Here is a 21,801-nt window from a genome sequence, read left to right on the forward strand (position 1 = left end):
AGGCGTGCTGCTGCGTCTGATTGCTTCGTTGCACAAAGGATAACAGCGCAGGCGCCATTCGCCAATGTCTTTTTCCGAGTGGCGACCAAAAGTGGCCAAAGCGACATGACGCAATTTTTTCGGAAAAAACTATTTGCAAGTCGCGAAGGTTTGGCTATAAGCGCCGCACACCGATGAGCCGACCAGTGGTCGCTCCTGCTGGGGAATAGTTCAACGGTAGAACGACGGACTCTGACTCCGTTAATCTTGGTTCGAATCCAGGTTCCCCAGCCAATTTTCCTTTTTTATGATCAGATAAATAGAACTCTATTGGCGAAGAAATCGTCAGGCTTTCGGATGCCGGCGGCTCAACATCCGCAGATCCCGCAATTCATCCTCGGTCAACGCCCTCACGTTACCCTTTTCCAGCCCTCCAAGTACGAGATTGCCAATCGCGACGCGGATGAGGCGAAGGGTGGTGATGTCGAGGGCTTCGAGCATGCGGCGGATGTGGCGGTTCTTGCCTTCGTCGAGTTCAATTTCCAGCCAGGAGTTCTTGTCGCCTTCGCGCAGTCTTATCGCGCGGCGGGCCTTGAGGATTTCGCCGTCCTGGTCGAGGCCTCTTGTCATCGATTTCAGCATCTCGTCGTCCACGAGCGTGTCGATCTGGACATGATAGGTTTTTGGCACATGCGTCTCGGGATCGAGCAATGCATTGGCGAAGAGCGTGTCGTTGGTGAAGAGAAGCAGGCCTTCGCTGGCCTTGTCGAGCCGGCCGACGGGCGACAGGTGGGCGTGGTCGAAACCCTTGAGGCAATCAAAAACGGTCGGGCGGCCTTCGGGATCGTGACGGGTGGTGACGAGGCCGCGGGGTTTGTTGAGTATCAGGTAGACGGGTGTTTCAGCGGCAATTGAGTTTCCATCGACGGCAATCTTGCCGGTGTCGAGGTCGATCCAGGCTTCGATATCCGTGACGAGACTGCCGTTGACGCTGACGCGACCGGCTTGGATCAGCTCCTCGGCCTGTGTGCGCGAGCAATAACCGAGCTTGGAGAGAGCGCGGGGAAGCGTGACGCGCTTGCCGGCGGATGGCGGGGCGGGTTTACGGCTGGAGCCGATTGTCGGCTTGCGGTTTTGCGCCGAATGAGGCCGTCGGGTCTTTTCTTTCATTCACACGGTTCCTGCCGACACAATCATACTCTCGCTTGTCTATGAGTTTCCGGCACCCCTCCGGCCTGCCGGCTGCCGAGGTGGAGCACAAGTGGCTGCCGCCTGCCCAACTCAGGCTCTCGCTGAGCATCCGAATTACGCCTTCCATTCGACAAGAGGAGAAGTTGCACGATACTGCCTGTTGACCCATCCGCCCTTGCCATTCTATGCCCGGCTTCGTCCAGCCCTATATGGTCCGGACACGATCGAATCCCAGTTGCGAGCGAAGAGAGACACCGTTGGGCCAGGACAATATTACGACAGACCTCGTGACGCTGCGCGATTACTGGCGTTATGCGATCTCCCGTTTCAACGCCGCCGAGCTGGGTTACGGCCACGGCACGACGACGGCCGGTGACGATGCGGCGTTTCTGCTGCTCGATTCATTGAACCTGCCGATCGATGCGCTCGATCCGTTTCTCGATGCGCGGCTGCTGCCGTCCGAGCGCAAGCTGCTGGCTGACCGTATCGAGACGCGGGTGACGACCCGCAAGCCTTCCTCCTATATTACCGGTCATGCTTATATCCAGGGCGTGCGGTTCCATGTCGACGAGCGAGTAATCGTGCCGCGCTCGCATATCGGCGAGATCCTGTTTTCGGAATATCTCGGAGGACAGGGTTCGTCCTATCTGCCCGATCCGTTTGCGGTGGAAAGCGCTGTCGATATCTGCACCGGTTCCGGCTGCCTTGCCGTGCTTGCGGCAAAGTTCTTTCCCAATGCGGCGATCGATGCGGTCGACCTTTCGGCCGATGCGCTCGAGGTTGCGAAGATCAATTTGGCCGAACATGAGGTCGAGGAGCAGATCTCGCTTCATCAGGGCGACCTGTTTGCGCCGCTGAAGGGCAAGACCTACGATCTGATCATCACCAACCCGCCCTATGTGGATCATGCCTCGATGTCCGGTTTTCCGGCGGAACATCAGGCGGAGCCTGCCATGGCGCATGATGGTGGCGAGGACGGGCTCGATCTGGTGCGCCAGATTCTCGAGCAGGCCGGCGATTATCTCAATCCCGAAGGTGGGATGATCTGCGAGATCGGTTCGGGCCGTGAAATCCTCGAAGAAGAATATCCGCATCTGGAATTCCTCTGGCTGGAGACGGCAGAATCACAGGATGCCGTATTCTGGATTTCGGCCGATTCACTGAAGGGCTAAAGTACCGTCATCCCGGCACTTTTCGTTTGCGCAGCGATCACCGGAGCGGCATGTTCCGGTGATCGGGTGAGTGTGGAGACGAAAGATCATGGCTGCAGCGGATGTCATCGTGCTTGGGGCCGGCATTGTCGGTATTTCGACGGCAGTGCAGCTTGCACGGCGCGGCAAGGCGGTGGTCCTGGTTGATCGGGGCGAGCCGGGGCGTGAGACATCCTATGGCAATGCAGGACTGATCCAGCGCGAGGGCATTGTACCTTATGGCTTTCCGCAGCAGTTCGGCCAGATATTGCGTTATGCGCTGAACAACCGGATCGACTCGCATTTTCACTGGCGGGCGATTCCTTCGGTCTCCTCCTTTCTGGCGAAATACTGGTGGCATTCTAACCTCTCCCGCCATCAGCTGATCGCACGCGCCTATGCGCCGCTGATCGAACATTCGATCTCCACTCATAACGAGCTGATTGAAGAAGCGGGCGCGCAAGAACTAATCGCCAAGAACGGCTGGACGGAGGTTTTTCGCACATCGGCCAAGCGGGATGGCGAGCTTCGCGAGGCCGAAAGGCTGAAGCAGGAATATGGCGTTGCCTTCGAGGCGCTTTCGCCCGGGGATCTGGCGGCCAGGGAGCCGCATCTTTCCCATGATTTCGCCGGGGCATTGCGCTGGGAGGACCCGTGGTCGGTCAAGGACCCGCTGGCGCTGAGCCAGGCTTATGTGCGGCTGTTCGAGAAGCTTGGTGGACGGGTGCTGAAGGGGGATGCCCGCAGTCTTTCGAAAACCACGAGCGGATGGCGGGTCGTGGCCGGTGACGGCACGGTGGAAGCGAAAGACGTGGTCGTGGCGCTCGGGCCGTGGTCGGATGTGGTGACGAAACCGCTCGGCTACAGTTTCCTCGTCGGCGTGAAGCGCGGTTACCACATGCACTATGCGCCGAAGGGTAATGCGGTGCTCAACGGCTGGCTGCTGGACGCGGAGCGCGGTTATCTTCTGGCGCCGATGAACCAGGGGATCAGGCTGACGACCGGCGCCGAGTTCGCAAGACGGGACGCGCCGAAAACGCCAGTGCAGTTGGCCCGCGCGGAAGCCGCGGCGAAAGCGATCTTTCCGCTTGGCGAGAGATTGGACCAGCAGCCGTGGATGGGCGCCCGCCCCTGCACGCCGGACATGATGCCGGTGATCGGCAAGGCGCCCCGGCATGACGGATTGTGGTTCGCCTTCGGCCATGCGCATCACGGGCTGACGCTCGGGCCGGTGACCGGCCAGGTGATCGCCGAGGCGATCCTGGGCGAAAAGACCCTGATCGATATTTCCGCCTACCGGCCGGAGCGGTTCAATGCGTAAAGTTTCTGGGCCCGAAGCTTACGGGCCTGAATGACGATCGCAGCCGTCGGACTGGCTTTTGGCAAAAAGGCGGGTTAGGCTTGGATCAACAATCAAAGGGAACGATGCCCGGATGATCCCCATTGATCCCGCCGGACCGACGCGACAATGGCACGATATCTTATCTACGACGCCAGATTCCTCGACCGTTAGCGCGCTTCAATGCAGGCGTGAACGGGCGCTTGTTGCCCATGGTTCGAGTGAGTTTTCTGGTGTTTCATGAATGATATTGCCGACGCAAAAGCCTTTTTCGATGCCAATCCCGATATCGAGGTTCTCGAAGCCTTCGTGATCGATGCAAACGGTGTTCCGCGCGGAAAGTGGATACCGCGCGAACGGGCGCTCGACGTGCTGGACAAGGGCATGGCGATGCCGCGCTCGGTCTATGCGCTCGATGTCTGGGGCCGCGATGTCAATGCGGCGGGACTGGCTCAGGGAACCGGCGATCCGGATGGGCTGTGCTTTCCGGTACCCAGCACGCTGTCGCGGATCAGCTGGCTGAACCGGCCGACGGCGCAGGTCCTGCTCGACATGCGCGATCCCGACGGGTCGGGCTTCTACGGCGATCCGCGGCAGGTTCTGGCCAATGTCCTGAAAGGGTTTTCGAAGATCGGGCTGACGCCTGTGGTGGCGACGGAACTGGAATTCTATCTGATCGATCCGCTTCGCTCCGCGCTTGATCCGGTCCGGCCACCGAATTCACGTGAGGGACGCTGGCATGCCGGCCAGACCCAGGTGCTTTCGATCTCCGAACTGCAGGATTTCGAAGAGGTGTTCCACGGCATCGCCAGTGCTGCACGGGCGCAAGGCATACCGGCCGACATGGTGGTGCGCGAAAACGGTCCCGGCCAGTACGAAATCAACCTCAACCATGTGCCGGATGCGCTGAAGGCCGCAGACTATGCGGTCCTCCTGAAGCGGATCGTCAAGGGCGTGGCGCGGGCCAACGATCTCGATGCGACCTTCATGGCGAAACCCTATGGCATGCAGGCCGGCAGCGGCATGCATGTGCATTTCTCGCTAATCGACGAGACCAGTCGCAATGTCTATGCCGGCGCGGACGGGCCTTCGGAACTGCTGTTTCATTCGGTCGGCGGGTTGTTGGAAAACATGGCGGAGAGCATGGCGGTGTTTGCGCCGCATGCCAATTCCTACCGGCGGCTTCGGCCTTCCGAACACGCGCCGACCTACGCATCCTGGGGGTTCGACAACCGTTCGGCGGCGGTCAGGGTGATCACTGCGTCAAAGCCTGCGACACGGATCGAGCATCGCGTCGCGGGTGCAGACGTCAATCCCTATCTGGCGCTGGCGATGATCCTCAATGCCGCACTTTCCGGCATCAAGGAAAAACGCAACCCGGGCGGTGCGATCACCGGCGACGAGCATGCGATCAACCATGATCCGCTGCCGACCAATTGGGACTACGCGCTGCGGCAGTTTGCCCGATCCACATTCGCCTATGCCACACTCGGCCCGAAATACCGCTCGCTCTATATTGCCTGCAAGGCACAGGAACTGGCCGAATTTTCGCTGCGCGTCACCGATGTGGAATATGACGCCTACATAAGGACGGTATGAGATGACGTTCAACGATAACGCCAATCCCGGCCATACCGGTTCTTGGTACGCAGCAAGCGCCAAGGACAAGCGCGTGCGGCCTACGCTTGCCGGCGACATCGAAGCGGATGTCTGCATCATCGGCGCGGGTTTTACCGGCATATCTGCGGCGCTGGAGCTTTGCGAGCGCGGGTTTTCGGTGGTCGTGCTGGAAGCGGCAAGGATCGGCTTCGGTGCATCGGGGCGCAATGGCGGGCAGATCGTCAACGGTTACAGCCGTGACCTTGAGGTGATTGCCAAGCGTTACGGCAATGAGAAGGCCGTAGCGCTCGGCAAGATGTCGCTCGAGGGCGGCAATATCATCCGCGAGCGGGTGGCCAAATATGCGATCGACTGCGACCTTCAGCATGGCGGCTTTTTCGCAGCCTTTACCGACAAGCAGATCCGCGGGATGGCCGAGAGCAAAGCCGACTGGGAGCGGCATGGTCATCCGGGGCTGGAAATGGTGTCGAAGTCAGAGGTCTCAAAATATGTGAAGACCGACCGTTATGCCGGCGGGATGATCGATACACTCGGCGGGCATATCCATCCGCTCGATCTTGTGCTTGGCGAGGCGGCAGCGGCGGAAAGCCTTGGCGCGAAGATATTCGAGGGCTCGCGGGCGATTGCGGTGGATACAGAGAAGAAGCGGCCTGTCGTCAGCACGGGCGGCGGATCGGTGACGGCATCCTATGTGCTGATCTGCGGCAATGCCTATCTGGCGCCGCTGTTTCCGCAAGTGCATGGCCGGATGATGCCGGTGTCGAGCCAGGTCATGGTGACGGAACCGCTGGATGCCGATCTGATCGAAAATCTGCTGCCGGCGGATTACTGCGTTGAGGATGCCAATTACATTCTCGACTATTATCGCCGCACCTCAGACAACCGCCTGCTTTACGGCGGCGGCATCGGTTATGGCGGAAATGACCCGAAGAACCTGACGGGTGTGATCCGTCCCAACATGCTGAAGACATTTCCGCAGTTGAGCGACACGAAGATCGACTATGCCTGGAGCGGCAATTTCGCGCTGACCCTGACCCGCATTCCGCATATGGGAAAACTGTCCGATAGCGTCTATTTCTCTCATGGCGACAGTGGACACGGGGTGACGACGACGCATCTGCTGGGAAAGATCCTCGGCGAGGCCGTGGCCGGCCACGCCGAGCGTTTCGACGTCTGGGCATCGCTGCCCAATCTGCCCTTCCCCGGCGGACGGATTTTCCGCGTGCCGCTCACCGCGCTTGGTGCTTGGTGGTACGGTCTCAGGGACAAGCTTGGCGTCTGAGGCTGGATCGGTAAGGGCCCATCTCAGACCGTTGCAGGAAACTTGCCCGTCAGGAAGTAGGTCGCGTGGGTGCGTACGATCGACTTGAACTGGGCAGAAATCTGCGCCGCCTCATCCGGCACCATCAGCGCCAGGCGAAGCGTGGCGCCCGCCATGTGGAACATGACGAACAGTGTGTCGGCATAGTTTTCGCGCAGGTTCTCGGCGACGAAATGCTGGGTCACCTGATAAAAGCCTTCGGCCTGCGCACGCGTTTCGGCGATATCCAGATCGGCAAGCACCTTGTCGGCCTGGATGGCGTTCAACAGGTCCTGGGTCGCAGGCTCCTGGCGCATGCGCTCGTAATAGATATCGAAGAGATTGTCGGTCGCGTTCAACGCGTCTTCGGCAGTCTCGATCCGGGCCAGATTGCCGGCGATCAGCTCGCGCACGTCATCGACATAAAGCTCGTAGAGCATGCCAATGATCGCGGATTTGTTGGGGAAATACTGATAGACCGAAGCAATCGGGCCACCGGAGAGCGAAGCGATCTCCTTCATGGTGACGGCATCGATACCTTTCTGGCCGATCAATTCCTTTGCGACTTTCAGGATCTCGCCGATACGTTCGCGACTTCTTTCCTGCTTTGGCACCCGACGAAGCGCTGCCCGCCCGGCACCCTGGCTCGATTCCTGCATGCGAAACCTTTTCCCACCAACACTCATTGAACACGCGCCGTCAGCCAAACTGACACCGCTAATTGAGTGTTTTACGTAGAAGGGTCAGGTTCAGATCACCCGGCCAAGCAAAAATTGTAAATAAAAGATTAATTCGACAAGAAATGACGGATCGACCTAGCTATTGCTCAAATATCTACTCGCCAGAGTTTTTCCAATCTTCCGATTGCATCTTCTACGATATGCGGCACGGAAGCATCGATATCCACCGTCACCACATTGACCTCGCCTTGCGGGCTTTCCAGCGTCGCAAGCTGGCTCTGCAGCAGCGAGGTCGGCATGAAATGGCCCTTGCGTTCGCCCATACGGGAGGCAAGCAATTCGGGAGTGCCTTTGAGAAAGACAAAGTAAAGCGGCTCGCCGCCGGCGGAACGAAGCTTTTCGCGGTAGATCTTCTTCAACGCGGAACAGGTCACGACAATGTCTTCACCGGCAGAGCGGGCGGCCTGAAGCTCGTTACCGATGATATCCAGCCAGGGCCAGCGATCTTCATCCGTCAGCGGCGTTCCTTCCGCCATCTTCTTGACGTTCGCTTCCGGATGCAGCCGATCGCCCTCGACGAACCTGCAGCCGAGGCGGCTGGCCAGAAGATCGGCAATCGAGGTTTTACCGGCGCCGCTGACACCCATGACGATAATCGCCTTCGACATTCGTCCTCTTCTCCCTGCTTATTCTGCGCACATTGCGCAATGAGCCTATTTCAATCTTGCATCCCTGCCGATGACGAACGGCATCAGCACGGACAGGAACATCAGTCTTAACACATGGTGGGCCCCGACATAGGTCGGATCGGCATTGAGCATGACCGCCATGGCGGCCATGGTTTCCAACCCGCCGGGCGAAAACGCGATCAGCGCCGCATCGAGCGGCACATCGGCGACATAGGAGACGGTGACGGCAATGCCTGCCGCAAGCGCCATGACGACGAAGGTCACGACCAGCCCCGACACTAAGGCGACGCGCAGATCCGCCAGGGATACGCCGGAAAAGCGCGAACCGATGAGGGAGCCGAGCAGGACATAGATCGGGATCAGCAGCCAGTTGGGAACGGTGCCGGAAACCGATCCGGTAATATGGGTCGAGATGGAAACGAAGACGCCACCGACCAGAAGCGCTGCGGGAAATTTCCATCGCTGGAAAAGCAGACCGAAACCTGCCGACACGATCACCATGACCATGAGGATCGGGATACTCATCGACTGGGGGATAACGACCACGTCATTGCCGGCGAGATCGAAGATTTCGACGATCAGCGGGACACTGATCGTCAGCGCGAGCACGCGCACACTCTGGGAGATGCTGACGGCGCGAAGATCACAGCGCATTTCGGCGGCAAGGCTCAGGACATAACTCAGGTGGCCGGGCGATGCGGCGAGAAGTGCCGTCGTACGGTCGTATCGGAACAATCGCTGAAGCACCCAGGCAGCGGCGAAGAGCAGGATGACGACGGCCACGAAGACCATGACGAAGCTGAGCGGCCATGTACGCGCGGCAACAAAAATCTCCGGCGTGACCGTGGAGCCCATGGATATGCCGATAATGACGAAACAGGCGTTGCGGACGATATGCGGTATTTCCAGACTGAGGCCTGCAAGTCCGGCAAAACTCACGGCGACTGCCGGGCCGATCAGATAAGGGGCCGGAAAACCGATGGCGATCGCCACAAGTGCACCGATCGTTCCGATCAGGGACGTTATCAAAAATTGGCGTAATTCGGGGAAGCTCATAAAGACCGGTCCTTACGCCTGTCGGCGCGGCAGGTCGCCATTACGGCAGACCGCCGACGTGGCAAGGCGTCATTCGTTCTAGCCACCCGAACAGGAAGGTCAACCGAGGACGGTCCGCAGAAACAAAAAACGCCGGACGGACCGGCGTTTTTTCGCATTCTGAATTTCAGGCAGATCAGGCGGCGGGCGCAACAACCTTCATCATATCGACCGGATCGAGGCCGAGAAGGAAGTTGATCTGCGGGCGTGCCTTGACCAGATCATCGATAGTGTAATCGGCGAGAACGTCGAAAAACGCGTTCAATGCCTTGCGAAGCGCGGAGTTGAGACCGCAGCTGTCGACCAACGGACATTCGATGGCGCCGTCATCCTCGAAACATTCTGCCATTGCGAAACTGTCTTCGGTAACGCGTACGACATCAAAAAGGGTGATCTTGTCGGCAGCCCGGCCAAGCTTCACACCACCATTGCGGCCACGAACAGTCTGGACCAGACCAGCCTTGTTGAGCGGCTGGAGGATCTTGAAGAGGAAGAGTTCGGATACGCCATAGGCCCTGGCAATTTCCGGAATGCGGCTGAGATGCCCGTCATTCGCCGCGCAATACATCAGCATTCTTACGGCATAATTGGTCTGTTTTGTCAGGCGCATGATGGTCTCCGAAGACTCGAGAGAGCTCTATATAGACGCTTCCCTAGTTTTGAACAATTCCAAAATAGGAAAATCGAGATCATGTTTTCAAGTGCACTAATTCACCGAACGCGCAAAAAAGCAAATCCTGAATGCAAATATCAACATAAAGCAACCGCTGGATGCGGATTGCGTTGCAGCGATCATGTCTTCTTACACCTGTGCGGGCCTGCAATCCTTGACATACGGCATTTTCGGGGGCGCTGTGACAATAGGGTCAGACGGTTGGTAATCTTCCCTTAAGAAGATCTCTCGACACCGTCATCTAGGCAGAGAACCGGCCTTTGAACGAGGAAAAAGTCGCATCAGGCCGCCAGCCTTTCAGACCAGTGACATGGCTATTGCGATTGCGGCGGATACGCCCAAAGCGATTGTGGCTGCCAGGATGCTCAGGCCAATACGCGCCCAATGCGTGCGACGGGCACGCTTCTCGTCCCACTCGTAAACCATGACACAACTCCCACTCCTACCCGCTCCAATTTAGGGCAACAGGCGGCCACGTCAATCTTTCGTGAGGGATAGTTTACATAAGAGTGTTCGATGGCGGGGCCTGCGGCACCCGCCATCGATAGGGGTTCGATTACTTCATCACCGGCATGACGAATTCTGCGCCGTCCTTGATGCCGGAGGGCCAACGGGCGGTGATCGTCTTGGTCTTGGTCCAGAACTTGATCGAATCCGTGCCGTGCTGGTTCAGATCGCCGAAGGACGAGGCCTTCCAACCGCCGAAGGAATGATAGGCGAGCGGAACCGGGATCGGCACATTGATGCCGATCATGCCGATGTTGATCCGGCTGGCGAAATCGCGGGCGGCATCGCCGTCACGGGTATAGATCGCAACGCCATTGCCGTATTCGTGCTTCATCGGCAGCGACAGCGCATCCTCGTAGTTCGTCGCGCGGACGACGGAGAGAACGGGACCGAAGATTTCCTGTTTGTAGATTTCCATATCCGGCGTGACGTTGTCGAACAGCGAGCCGCCGACGAAATAGCCGTTTTCATAACCCTGCAGCTTGAAACCGCGGCCATCGACCAGAAGGCTTGCGCCCTCTTCGACACCCTTGTCGATCAGGCCATTGATACGCTCCTGTGCCGCCTTGGTGACGACCGGACCCAGATCGGCCTTGTCGTCCGTATACGGCCCGATGCGCAGGCTCTCGATCTTCGGGATCAACTTTTCGACCAGCCTGTTGGCAGTGTCCTCACCGACCGGAACCGCCACCGAGACGGCCATGCAGCGCTCGCCGGCAGAACCGTAACCCGCACCGATCAGGGCATTGACGGCCTGATCGAGATCGGCGTCCGGCATGATGATCATGTGGTTCTTGGCGCCGCCGAAGCACTGGGCGCGCTTGCCGTTCTGTGCGGCCGTTCCATACACATAGAGCGCAATCGGGGTGGAGCCGACGAAGGAGACGGCGCCGATATCAGGATCGGTCAGGATCGCATCGACGGCTGCCTTGTCGCCGTTGATAACGTTGAGGATACCGGCAGGCAGGCCTGCCTCGATCATCAATTCGGCAAGCCGGATCGGCAGAGACGGATCGCGCTCGGATGGCTTCAGGATGAAGGCGTTGCCGCAGGCGATCGCCGGGGCGAACATCCACATCGGAATCATGCCGGGGAAATTGAACGGGGTGATGCCAGCACCGATGCCGACCGGCTGGCGGATCGAATACATGTCGATCTGCGGACCGGCGCCTTCGGTGAACTCGCCCTTGGAGAGATGCGGAATGCCGATGACGAATTCGCAGACTTCCAGGCCGCGGACGATATCGCCCTTGGAATCCTCGACCGTCTTGCCGTGTTCCTTCGACAGCATCAGGGCCAGTTCATCCATGCTGCGGTTGAGCAGATCGACGAACTTCATGAACACGCGGGCACGGCGCTGCGGATTGATGGCCGCCCATGCCGGCTGGGCCGCCTTGGCATTTTCGACTGCGGCGCGGATTTCCGAAACGCTGGCGAGTGCTACCTTCGCCTGAACTTCGCCGGTTGCCGGGTTGAAGACGTCGGCTGTGCGACCGCTCGTTCCGGCAACGTGCTTGCCGCCGATGAAATGACCGATTTCCTGCATGGGATTCCTCCTAGTTTCTATTGGACGCAGCATGTCACTCGAATTTGCGCAATTCAACGCGATAGTTTACGCAACCGTTGTGCAAATTTCGACATTGAAAGGCGCGTTCGATGGATTGGGATGATGTCAGGATGTTTCTGGCGGTGGCGCGCACCGGCCAACTTCTCTCGGCTTCGCGGCGTCTCGGCATCAACCATGCTACACTCGGGCGACGAATGACGGCGCTGGAGGATGCGCTGCAGACGCGGCTTCTCGTGAGGCGTACCAACGGCTGTACGCTGACGGCGGAAGGTGAAGTGCTACTTGCGGCGGCCGAAAAGATGGAAACCGAAATGCTGTCGGCGCAGGCAAGGACCGCCAGTACCGACACGGTGATTGCCGGTACGGTGAGGATCGGCGCGCCCGACGGTTTCGGTGTGTCGTTTCTCGCATCGCGAATGGGCCACCTGACCCGCCGGCATCCGGAGCTGAAAATCCAGCTGGTGCCGGTGCCGCGGCATTTTTCGCTTTCCCAGCGCGAGGCCGATATCGCGATCACCATCGAGAGGCCCGATCAGGGCCGCCTCGTCTCCTCCAAGCTGACCGACTATACGCTCGGGCTTTATGCCTCACGCTCCTATATCGAGGTAGCTGGTGAACCGGAAACGGCAGAGGACTTGAGGCTGCATTCGCGGGTGGGCTACGTCGAGGACCTGATCTTTTCGCCGTCGCTGAATTTTACCGGCGAAATCATGCGCGACTGGGATGCGGGATTCGAGATTTCCAGCGCCATCGGCCAGACAGAGGCGGTGAAAGCCGGTGCCGGCATCGGCATCCTGCACGATTATGTCGCGCGTCAATTTTCCGACCTGGTCAGAATTTTGCCCGAGGTGACGCTCAAACGATCCTACTGGACGACCTATCACGAGACATCCCGCGATCTAGCACGGCTTCGGATCGTCGTCGACTACATCCGTGAACTGGTGACGGAGGAAAGCCACATCTTCGTCGCCACCTGAAGGCAGGTTCGAAAAAGCCCGGCCGAAGCCGGGCTTTGTTGGTGCGCCTTACGATCAGGCGACGAGAAGCGCCGATGGGGGCAATTTCAGCGCCAGAGCAATACGTTTCAGCCTGGCCGGATCGGCATTCAAGCCTTCTTCGACGCCGACGATTTCCTCATGTACGAGGCCAGTGGTCAACGCCAGATCATCGATGCTGTAGCCTGCGGCAAGACGCGCTTCGGCGACCGCTCGTGCTACATGACCAGAAAGAACAGCGCCGTTTTGGGATGCCTTGATGTTGCTAATCGAGACTGTCATGGTTTCATCCTTCTTGAAAAAACCCGTCGCAAGCGCCGGGTGAAGGGGGCCGAATGGCCCAGACTGCGACATGTCGTCGCGAGACAAACATAAGCCATAAAACGCGTTGTGCAATAGCCATTGGTGCATTGCACAAGATCGGGCGCGAAAAAACGGCGGCGCCTCCGTATTTTAATGGCGAAAATTCCGGCAGAACCAAAGCCGATCCTGCGCGTTTACAAGGCAAACGAGGACAAGATCATGCCCTATTCCGACTTTGCCTACACACCGCAAAATAATGATCACGATCACGGAACGGACGCGCAGCTGCTGCAGGCGGCGCACCATCTGGTCGATGTCTACCTCGTTTACCTTAGGGAGCATGAAACCGCCGGGGATCTGTTCGACACGCGCGAGCTTCCGGCGTCGAAGGGCAGCCTGATTAACGCGTTTCGGGTGGTTATTGCAACGGAAAGCCGTCCGGGCGTACGAGCGCTTCTGGTGAAAGCCGGCATGACGCTGGCCCAATTTCAGGAAAATATCGGGCCGCGCATGTCGGTCAGGCCCGCACACCAGAAAGAAAAGCCGAGCGACGGGCACTGGCGGCCTGAACCGAGCCAGATCCGTCGGTTCGATAGTGCCCTGATGCGGTTGGGCGAGGACCGTACGCGGCTGGTGCAGATGTTCCGGCATGCTGCCGATATCGCCGAGCACAAACCCTACTATAACGCGTAATTCAGTCTCATCTGGCAGCGATTGCGTTGGGTCAATGACGCAACCCTCCGTCTCTATAAGTTGTTATCCATACGACCAAACAGCGATGCACACTTTTAAAGTGCACATCACGTTTGCGGCCGCAGGCAAGGTGAAGACTGAGATCCGCTACCCCGTTCGATAATATCATCGATATCTTCGGGCGGCTGAAGGACGGCTCGTTTGAAGCCGGTTGGTGCCGGATTTCGCCACAACTGCCTGTACGGTCGGCTGGGGCGGCGCGACGGAGGCCGCGTCGTTCAGGAGGGACCCGGCCCAATATCCAATGGGCCGGGTCTTCGCGTTTTAAAACAGGGCTATAGTCGCCCGCATCGGCGATTTCGTCTCGCCGCTACACGCCATTCTTCGCCAATCCTTACAGGACCTATGGCTACCGGACGGTGCAGGTGGACGCTATCTTAATGATCCGTGGCACAGGGGCGTTCGCCTTAACGGGCCGATGGGACGATTTGGCGCTCCTGGTTGCCAATTCCGAGAACCGGTCGCCCCCATAGAGGCAAAACGCTGGCAATCGTCATCCTCTGCCCTATCCTCCGGCACATCGCGCGATAATTGATTGCTTGTCACAAAAAACGTCCAGACTGCCGCAAGCGCGATGCCTCTTGAGAGACGGACAATCCGCCAGTCCATGATCCATGTCATGAAACACATCATCTAAATCGATTAACATCGCAGATGAGGAAAAAAGAGGAGTTTTCAATGCAGCAACATGTAGTCCCCAAGGACGCCGCATTTTCGCAATCGGAATATTTTGATCCCGCCCGCCCGCGCACCGAATTGTCGCAGGCGGAGGTGACGCTGATGAACCGGTACTGGCGAGCGGCCAATTATCTTTCGGTCGGGCAGATCTACCTTCTTGAAAACCCGCTTCTGCGCGAGCCGCTTCAGCCGTTGCATATCAAGCCGCGACTTCTCGGCCACTGGGGCACGACCCCTGGCCTCAATTTCATCTATACCCATCTCAACCGGGTGATCAAAAACCGCGATCTGGACGTCATCTATATATGCGGGCCGGGACATGGCGGGCCGGGCATGGTCGCCAATACCTGGATGGAAGGCATTTACAGCGAAGTCTATCCGAACATTCCGGAAAACGCCGAGGGCATGCACAAGCTGTTCCGGCAATTCTCCTTCCCCGGCGGCGTGCCGAGCCATGTGGCGCCTGAAACGCCCGGCTCCATCCATGAAGGCGGCGAACTGGGTTATGCGCTGGTGCATGCTTATGGTGCAGCCTTCGACAACCCGGACCTGATCGTTGCCTGCGTCGTCGGTGACGGCGAGGCAGAAACCGGGCCGCTGGCAGCAAGCTGGCAGTCAAACAAGTTCCTCAACCCGGCACGCGACGGTGCGGTTCTACCGATCCTGCATCTGAACGGCTATAAGATCGCCAACCCGACCGTGCTTTCGCGCATTCCCCACGATGACCTGAGGAAACTGTTCGAGGGTCATGGTTATGCGCCGATCTTCGTCGAGGGTCATGAGCCGGAGGCGATGCATCGGTTGATGGCGGACGCGATGGATCTCGCCACGGACATGATCCGCGACATCCAAGAGAAGGCCCGCTCGGGTGCCGCTTCGACGCAGGCACCGCGCTGGCCGATGATCATCCTGCGCAGCCCCAAGGGTTGGACGGGACCGAAGGAAGTCGACGGCAAGAAGGTCGAGGATTTCTGGCGGGCGCACCAGGTTCCCGTCGCCACCTGCCGGGAAAACGACAGCCACCGCAAGGTTCTCGAAGACTGGATGCGGAGCTACGATCCGGAAGACCTGTTCGACGCGGACGGAAGCCTGAAGGCGGAATTGAAGGCGCTTGCGCCGACCGGCAACCGCCGTATGGGCGCAAACCCGCATACCAACGGCGGCATTCTGCGCAAGGAACTGAAATGCCCGCCGATTTCCGACTATGCCGTGGATGTGACGGTGCCGGGCGAAAAGATCGTCCAGACGACGGACGTGCTCGGCAAATACCTGCGCGACGTGCTGAGGCTCAACGACGAAGAAAAGAATTTCCGCATCTTCGGACCTGATGAAACGGATTCCAACCGGCTGGGTGCGGTGTTCGAAACAACCGACCGAGTGTGGATGGAAAATATCGAGCCCTTTGACGTGCATCTATCGCCGGAAGGGCGGGTGATGGAAGTGCTTTCCGAACACCTGTGCCAAGGGTGGCTGGAAGGGTATCTGCTCACCGGCCGGCACGGGTTCTTCTCCTGCTACGAAGCCTTCATCCACATCATCGACTCGATGTTCAACCAGCATGCCAAGTGGCTGAAGGTGACGCGCGAGCTGAAATGGAGAAAGCCGATCAGCTCACTCAACTACCTGTTGACCTCGCATGTGTGGCGGCAGGACCATAACGGCTTTTCGCATCAGGACCCGGGTTTCCTCGATCACGTCGCAAACAAGAAGGCAGACGTGGTGCGCATCTACCTGCCGCCGGATGCGAATACGCTTCTGTGGGTGGCCGACCATTGCCTCAACACCTGGGACCGAATCAACGTGATCGTGGCCGGCAAGCAGCCGGAGCCGCAATGGCTTTCCATCGAGGACGCGGCCAAACATTGCCAGGCCGGTGCCGGCATCTGGGACTGGGCCAGCAATGAAGATGACGCGATCGCACCGGATGTGGTGATGGCCTGCGCCGGCGACGTGCCGACGATGGAAACGCTGGCCGCCGTCATGCTGCTGCGCGAGGCGATCCCAGAACTGAAGATCCGTGTCGTCAACATCGTCGACCTGATGACGCTGCAGGCGAAGGAAGAGCATTCGCATGGCCTGACGGACGAAGAGTTCGACAAGCTGTTCACTACAGAACGGCCGGTCATCTTCGCCTATCACGGTTATCCCTATCTCATCCACCGGCTGACCTATAAGCGCAACAACCATCGCAACATGCATGTGCGCGGCTTCGTCGAGGAAGGCACGACCACGACGCCTTTCGACATGACGGTGCTCAACCAGCTCGACCGCTACCATCTGGCGCTCGAAGCTATCGAACGGGTGCCGGAACTGAAGGAAAAGGTTCCGCATGTGATCGAGATGCTGAACGGTAAGCTTGCCCTGCACACGGCCCATGTCCGTGAATACGGCGAAGACATGCCGGAGATCCTCAACTGGAAATGGACAGGCCTCACAGCTTAACCATCCGTTGATCGGCGGGGTCATCTCCCGTCAATGTCCGAATGACCCGGGCGGGCCGCACACAAGCGGCCCGCCTTTTTTATGCCGGTCACATGGGACAATCCGCCACACGAATGGGCCAAGGCCGTTAAACAGAAATTATCTGATACATTGTCATGTTTTGTTAATAGGCCGCAGTGCTGCGCGGGGCGCTGTAAGCCTTTTGTTAGGAAAGCTGTCACAAATCTCACCTGGCACGCGCACGAAACAAGAATGCACGGCACATCCAAGGACCAGATTATGTTTGCAAAAATTCAGATCAAAACACTTTTACCAATGCTATTCGGTCTCGTCGTCATGCTCGGGATCACTCAGGGCGCATTTTCCATTCTCTCCGTCAACTCTCTCCAGACCCATGTCGACAATGTTGGTGCGCGTGTTTCGCGGGCGGCGCAGATGGGCGAATTGGAGCGCCTTTTCGGCGACGTTCGACGCAATGCCGCGCTGCTTCTGAGCACATCGACCAAGGAAGAGCGCAGCGCCGGATCGACTGCCCTGAATGCCGCCTACCGCGCACGCGGCAAGGCTTTCGACGCTTATGGTACCAGCATAAACAGCGATGAGATGCGCGCCAAATATCAGGCCACAAAAGCTGCCATGGATGCCTATGAGGCTGAAGGTGGACGTCTCATTTCCCTTGTGGAAGAAGGCGATCTTGCGGCGGCCAAAAGGCATTTTAACCAGCAGCTGGTGGTAATCGGCGGAGAAGCCGTCAGGCTTTTCGGCGAGATGGTCAGTCTGAACAAGGCAAGCGGCGATGCGGCGGTCAGCGAAGCAAAAGCCACGGCAGGGTCGTCGTTGATGACCACAACGCTGATGGTGGCAGTCGTGGCCGTGATCGGCGGGATTGCAGCTCTGCTCGGCTTCCGCTGGATCGCCCGGCCGATCACCAATATCACCCTGTCGATGAATGCGCTCGCCGCCGGCAATACCGAACACCAGATCCCGCATCGTGACCGGAAGGACGAGATCGGCGACATGGCTGCCGCCGTCTCGATTTTTCGCGACAATGCGATCGAGCGCGAAAGGCTGGAACAGGAGGCGGAAGCCAATGGCAAGCTTTCCGAACAGGAACGGCTGGCCCGCGAGGAGCAGAAGGCGAAGGAAGCCGAAGAGGTCAAGTTTGCGGTGGACGGTATCGCCCGCGGCCTGAACCATCTTGCGGAAGGTGACGTGACCCACCGCCTGGACACTCCGTTTGCCGGCCAGCTCGATACGGTTCGTCTGAACTTTAACGAGTCTATTTCAAAGCTGCAGGCGGCGCTTCGTTCGGTCGGCGACAATGCCAAGATGATCGATGCGGGTGCGAGTGAAATCCGTTCCGCGACCGAGGACCTGTCGAAACGAACCGAACAACAGGCCGCATCGGTGGAAGAGACTGCTGCCGCGCTCGAACAGGTCACGACGGCCGTCAAGGATTCCGCCATGCAGGCCAGCAAGGCCGGTGATCTGGTGACTAGGACCCATGACGGCGCCGAACGCTCCGGAGAGATCGTTCGCAAGGCCGTTCAGGCGATGCAGGAGATCGAGAAATCATCGTCCGAGATCGGCAACATCATCGGAGTGATCGATGATATCGCGTTCCAGACCAATCTTCTCGCGCTCAATGCCGGTGTCGAAGCGGCACGTGCCGGCGATGCCGGCAAGGGGTTTGCGGTCGTGGCGCAAGAAGTGCGCGAACTGGCGCAGCGGTCCGCCCAAGCTGCCAAGGAGATCAAGGACCTGATCACCAAGTCGGGTGCCCAGGTGCGTGACGGGGTGGCTCTGGTCGGCGAGACCGGCACGGCGCTGCAGGCGATCGTCTCGGAAGTGCAGGAAATCAACCGGAATGTCTCTGCCATCGTGTCCTCGACACGCGAACAGTCCACCGGGCTTTCGGAGATCAATTCCGCAGTCAACCAGATGGATCAGGGTACCCAGAAAAACGCGTCAATGGTCGAGGAAACGACTGCCGCGACCTACAGCCTTGCGTCTCAGGCCGCAGAACTGACCACACTGCTTGCCCAGTTCAAGCTGGAAGCAGAAGCCCCGGTTCGTGGCGTCAACAGCGCGACAGCGGATATACGGGAAAAGGCACAGCCATCGCCGGCACGCGCACTCGGGCAGAGGCTGGCATCGGCCTTCCGCTGAGGCTTAACGCGGGCGATTGCTGCATTCAGGACGGATCCTCCGGGCCGCAAGCGGTCCGGAGGATTTCTTTTTCTCATGCCTGCGAATTGGCCAGCGCCACCGCATCAGCCCCGGCGGGGAGCCGCATCGGAGACGAAGGATCGGTAGCCGCCTGCCAGACGGCTTCCGCGACATCGATCGGCAGCGTGACTTCGGTTCGCTGCATCATCTCGCCAAGAACCTCCTTGGCATAACCTGCGTAGGCGTCAGGGAAGCCACCCTGCCCTTCCATGCGCGAAATCGCGGTCTTGCCGAAACTGGTGGCCGGTGCCGCGCCCGGAAGCACGATCCTGACATCGATGCCGAACGGCTCCAGTTCCAGCGCAAGCGATTCCGTAAAGGCGTTTACCGCCGTCTTGCTGGCGGTATAGACGGAGAGAAGCGGCAGCGGCTTCAAGGTGACTGTCGATGTGACGTTGACGATCATTCCGGCCTTCTTTTCGCGGAATTGCGGAAGCACGGCCTGGGCCATGCGCATCGTGCCAATCGTATTGGTCTCGAAGATGTCGCGAATAACGTCCACCGGCGTTCCTTCGAGCGCGTTCAGCCAGCCGATACCGGCATTGTTGACGAGGACATCGATCGGACCTGCCGCTTCCACCGCCCGGGTGACGCTTTCATCACTCCTGACGTCGAGCGGGAGGATGCGGAGGTTTTCGGATGCCGGCAGCAGATCCCCGCGCGGCGTGCGCATGGTGGCGATCACCTTCCAGCCGCGTTCGAGGAACAGTTTTGCGATATCGAGGCCAAAGCCGGACGAGCAGCCGGTGATGAGGACGGTCTTCATGGTGGTTCCTTTCATGTTTGCCGGACATGAAAGTAGATATGGAGCGCAGGACGCACTATAGTCGATCGTCCCATTTTCATTTCCGAGAGTCCTGATTTGGCCGATCCTTTTGCAGACGTGGTAACTTTGCTGCAACCCAGCCTTCCGTTTTCCAAGATGGCGAGCGGGTCTGGACCATGGCGCGTGGACGCGCCGGCAACCGCCCGGCCGCTCTTCTGCGTCATTCTTGAGGGCGCAGCACGGCTGTCAGCCCCCGGCGAGGAGCCGATCGAACTTCAGGCGGACGATTTCATCCTGATCCCCGCAGCCTGCGATTTTACCATGTCGAGCATAGAGCCTGTCGATGCCAGGAATGCCGCGCACTTCGCCGTCACCAAACGCGATGACGAAACCCGGCATGGCGATCCGGACGGATTGCCCAATATGCGCATGCTTGTCGGCGGGCTGGCATTCGGGTCTCCCGATGCGAGCCTGCTTGTCTCGCTGCTGCCGCGGTTGGTACATGTGCGGGGAGAAAAGCAGTTTGCCACGATCGTCCAACTCATCAGGAATGAGGCTCGGGAGGAGAAACCGGCACGCGACATGGTTCTGACCCGACTGCTGGAAGTCTTGCTGATCGAAGCCCTGCGGTCGGCATCCGGCGGCGGCACATCTGTGGGCCTGCTGCGCGGGCTTGCCGATGAGAGACTGGCAGCAGCACTCCGCAGTATCCATGGGGATCCGAAGCATGACTGGACGGTAGAGAAACTTGCGGGCGAAGCGGCGCTGTCGAGATCCGTGTTTTTTGAGCGGTTTCGCAAGGCGATGGGGGTTGCACCGATCGAATACCTGCTCTCGTGGCGCATGGCGATCGCGAAAAACCTGCTTCGGCGCGGAGATGGAGGCATCAAGGAGATCGCCGATCGTGTCGGCTATGGCTCGGCCAGCGCTTTCAGCATCGCATTCACGCGATTTGTCGGCGTGCCGCCAACGCATTACGCGCGTTCTGAGATGAACCGAGGCATCGAAGAAGCATAAAAGGAAGAAATGGTACGGTTGGGGGGAATTGAACCTCCGACCTCAGGTGCCACAAACCTGCGCTCTAACCAACTGAGCTACAACCGCATACATCGCCGAGGCGACGTTCGACCGGTCACATACGGCCATCGAATGAAGATTGCAAGCCTTTCCGACCGACAAATTTCGATCGGGCAATGATCCCTGCCAAGCCGGTGTGGACAACCCGCCTGGCAGAGGGACGTCAGGACGGCTTGAAGGCGTTCACGGCCTTTTCCGAAGCTTCCTTACCCGGCTTGGCCACGTCATCGGCCATCTTCTGGACTGCCTGCTGCATTGTCCTTGCTTGCTCGACGGTGAATTCCGCCTGCTTACGCACGAAGGTCGTCTGCAGTTCCAGCACTTCGAAGAAGGATTTTGCACCCATCAGCTGTTCCATATGGGAGAGCGACATTTCGGTATTGGTGCGAAACGCGTCGATCGCCTTCAGGCCGAATTCCATCGAGCCGACCTGAGCCGAATGGATTGTGGATTCAACCGTGCGGGAGGCTTCCTCCGCAGCGGTTTTCATCTTACCGTAGGCGTCGCGGGAATGGGTCGTGCCTTGCTCTGCGAATTCGCGCCAGCCCTGCGTGAGCTTTGCCGGGTCGAAAGCCGAGAACGAGAAGATATCATCAGTATAAGCCACAATCTTTTCCTCCAAAAAGATCCGGCCCGGCGAAATAACAGGCATCGCCGAACCTGTTCTGCCGTAAATATAGTCGATGCCATTGTGCATTGCAACATACGCCGCTTGCACGACCGTCCGA

At 58.9% G+C, this 21,801-nt stretch carries 19 protein-coding genes and 2 tRNA genes; 10 read left to right on the forward strand and 11 right to left on the reverse strand.

Annotated features, from left to right (window positions below; all coding sequences use genetic code 11):
* Positions 1–199 precede the first annotated feature (199 nt).
* Positions 200–273, forward strand: a tRNA-Gln gene (locus FHP24_RS07290).
* A 51-nt stretch (positions 274–324) separates the two neighbouring features.
* Here the strand turns inward: FHP24_RS07290 and FHP24_RS07295 are convergent.
* Complete coding sequence (locus FHP24_RS07295) at positions 325–1,149, reverse strand: pseudouridine synthase (protein WP_139674930.1); 825 nt, start codon at positions 1,147–1,149, stop codon at positions 325–327.
* A 278-nt stretch (positions 1,150–1,427) separates the two neighbouring features.
* Here FHP24_RS07295 and prmB point away from each other — a divergent pair, with 278 nt between their 5' ends.
* From prmB to FHP24_RS07315, 4 genes are all read left to right on the forward strand, one after another.
* Positions 1,428–2,342 carry a 50S ribosomal protein L3 N(5)-glutamine methyltransferase gene (gene prmB / locus FHP24_RS07300; RefSeq protein ID WP_246091623.1) on the forward strand — a complete coding sequence of 305 codons (915 nt, stop codon included), beginning with the start codon at positions 1,428–1,430 and terminating at the stop codon, positions 2,340–2,342.
* Positions 2,343–2,430: 88 nt separating this feature from the next.
* Positions 2,431–3,681 (forward strand): NAD(P)/FAD-dependent oxidoreductase, encoded by a 1,251-nt coding sequence (locus FHP24_RS07305; RefSeq protein ID WP_139674932.1) that lies wholly within the window; start codon positions 2,431–2,433, stop codon positions 3,679–3,681.
* 258 nt (positions 3,682–3,939) lie between these two features.
* Positions 3,940–5,298: a glutamine synthetase family protein gene (locus FHP24_RS07310; RefSeq protein WP_139674935.1), complete on the forward strand. Its 1,359-nt coding sequence runs from the start codon at positions 3,940–3,942 to the stop codon at positions 5,296–5,298.
* A 1-nt stretch (position 5,299) separates the two neighbouring features.
* A complete protein-coding gene (locus FHP24_RS07315; protein ID WP_139674938.1) occupies positions 5,300–6,601 on the forward strand; it encodes an NAD(P)/FAD-dependent oxidoreductase in 1,302 nt (433 codons plus the stop codon).
* Positions 6,602–6,624: 23 nt separating this feature from the next.
* Here the strand turns inward: FHP24_RS07315 and FHP24_RS07320 are convergent, their stop codons facing one another.
* The 6 genes from FHP24_RS07320 to FHP24_RS07340 all read right to left on the reverse strand — a co-directional run bounded on the left by FHP24_RS07320 (position 6,625) and on the right by FHP24_RS07340 (position 11,809).
* Complete coding sequence (locus FHP24_RS07320) at positions 6,625–7,278, reverse strand: TetR/AcrR family transcriptional regulator (protein ID WP_139674941.1); 654 nt, start codon at positions 7,276–7,278, stop codon at positions 6,625–6,627.
* Positions 7,279–7,445: 167 nt separating this feature from the next.
* Positions 7,446–7,967 (reverse strand): gluconokinase, encoded by a 522-nt coding sequence (locus tag FHP24_RS07325; RefSeq protein WP_139674944.1) that lies wholly within the window; start codon positions 7,965–7,967, stop codon positions 7,446–7,448.
* Between the two features lie 45 nt (positions 7,968–8,012).
* A complete protein-coding gene (locus FHP24_RS07330; protein WP_139674947.1) occupies positions 8,013–9,044 on the reverse strand; it encodes an AbrB family transcriptional regulator in 1,032 nt (343 codons plus the stop codon).
* Between the two features lie 175 nt (positions 9,045–9,219).
* Positions 9,220–9,693 (reverse strand): iron-responsive transcriptional regulator RirA, encoded by a 474-nt coding sequence (gene rirA, locus FHP24_RS07335; protein WP_139674950.1) that lies wholly within the window; start codon positions 9,691–9,693, stop codon positions 9,220–9,222.
* 360 nt (positions 9,694–10,053) lie between these two features.
* Positions 10,054–10,182 carry a hypothetical protein gene (locus tag FHP24_RS29205; protein ID WP_281287402.1) on the reverse strand — a complete coding sequence of 43 codons (129 nt, stop codon included), beginning with the start codon at positions 10,180–10,182 and terminating at the stop codon, positions 10,054–10,056.
* A gap of 130 nt (positions 10,183–10,312) precedes the next feature.
* Positions 10,313–11,809, reverse strand: coding sequence for a CoA-acylating methylmalonate-semialdehyde dehydrogenase (locus FHP24_RS07340; RefSeq protein ID WP_139674953.1), 1,497 nt, complete (start codon positions 11,807–11,809; stop codon positions 10,313–10,315).
* A 110-nt stretch (positions 11,810–11,919) separates the two neighbouring features.
* Here FHP24_RS07340 and FHP24_RS07345 point away from each other — a divergent pair, with 110 nt between their 5' ends.
* Positions 11,920–12,807 (forward strand): LysR family transcriptional regulator, encoded by an 888-nt coding sequence (locus FHP24_RS07345; RefSeq protein WP_139674956.1) that lies wholly within the window; start codon positions 11,920–11,922, stop codon positions 12,805–12,807.
* 54 nt (positions 12,808–12,861) lie between these two features.
* Here the strand turns inward: FHP24_RS07345 and FHP24_RS07350 are convergent, their stop codons facing one another.
* Positions 12,862–13,107 carry a helix-turn-helix transcriptional regulator gene (locus FHP24_RS07350; RefSeq protein ID WP_139674959.1) on the reverse strand — a complete coding sequence of 82 codons (246 nt, stop codon included), beginning with the start codon at positions 13,105–13,107 and terminating at the stop codon, positions 12,862–12,864.
* 240 nt (positions 13,108–13,347) lie between these two features.
* On the opposite strand from FHP24_RS07350, the gene FHP24_RS07355 reads away from it, so the two are divergent.
* The 3 genes from FHP24_RS07355 (at position 13,348) to FHP24_RS07365 (ending at position 19,170) form a co-directional block, all read left to right on the forward strand.
* Positions 13,348–13,821 carry a hypothetical protein gene (locus tag FHP24_RS07355; RefSeq protein WP_139674962.1) on the forward strand — a complete coding sequence of 158 codons (474 nt, stop codon included), beginning with the start codon at positions 13,348–13,350 and terminating at the stop codon, positions 13,819–13,821.
* Positions 13,822–14,559: 738 nt separating this feature from the next.
* Positions 14,560–17,001, forward strand: a complete 2,442-nt coding sequence (locus FHP24_RS07360; protein WP_139674965.1) for a phosphoketolase family protein — start codon at positions 14,560–14,562, stop codon at positions 16,999–17,001.
* 279 nt (positions 17,002–17,280) lie between these two features.
* Positions 17,281–19,170, forward strand: a complete 1,890-nt coding sequence (locus FHP24_RS07365) for a methyl-accepting chemotaxis protein (RefSeq protein WP_139674968.1) — start codon at positions 17,281–17,283, stop codon at positions 19,168–19,170.
* A 73-nt stretch (positions 19,171–19,243) separates the two neighbouring features.
* Here FHP24_RS07365 and FHP24_RS07370 read toward each other — a convergent pair whose 3' ends face one another.
* Positions 19,244–19,996 (reverse strand): SDR family oxidoreductase, encoded by a 753-nt coding sequence (locus FHP24_RS07370; RefSeq protein ID WP_139674971.1) that lies wholly within the window; start codon positions 19,994–19,996, stop codon positions 19,244–19,246.
* Between the two features lie 96 nt (positions 19,997–20,092).
* Here FHP24_RS07370 and FHP24_RS07375 point away from each other — a divergent pair, with 96 nt between their 5' ends.
* Positions 20,093–21,013: an AraC family transcriptional regulator gene (locus FHP24_RS07375; protein WP_139674972.1), complete on the forward strand. Its 921-nt coding sequence runs from the start codon at positions 20,093–20,095 to the stop codon at positions 21,011–21,013.
* A gap of 10 nt (positions 21,014–21,023) precedes the next feature.
* On the opposite strand, the gene FHP24_RS07380 is transcribed toward FHP24_RS07375, so the two are convergent.
* Positions 21,024–21,100: transfer RNA gene (locus tag FHP24_RS07380), tRNA-His, on the reverse strand.
* 136 nt (positions 21,101–21,236) lie between these two features.
* Entirely contained in the window at positions 21,237–21,680 is a 444-nt protein-coding gene (locus FHP24_RS07385) for a phasin family protein (RefSeq protein ID WP_246091624.1), read from the reverse strand.
* Positions 21,681–21,801: the final 121 nt, after the last annotated feature.

It is taken from the genome of Aliirhizobium smilacinae (assembly GCF_006335145.1).
Classification (GTDB): domain Bacteria; phylum Pseudomonadota; class Alphaproteobacteria; order Rhizobiales; family Rhizobiaceae; genus Neorhizobium; species Neorhizobium smilacinae.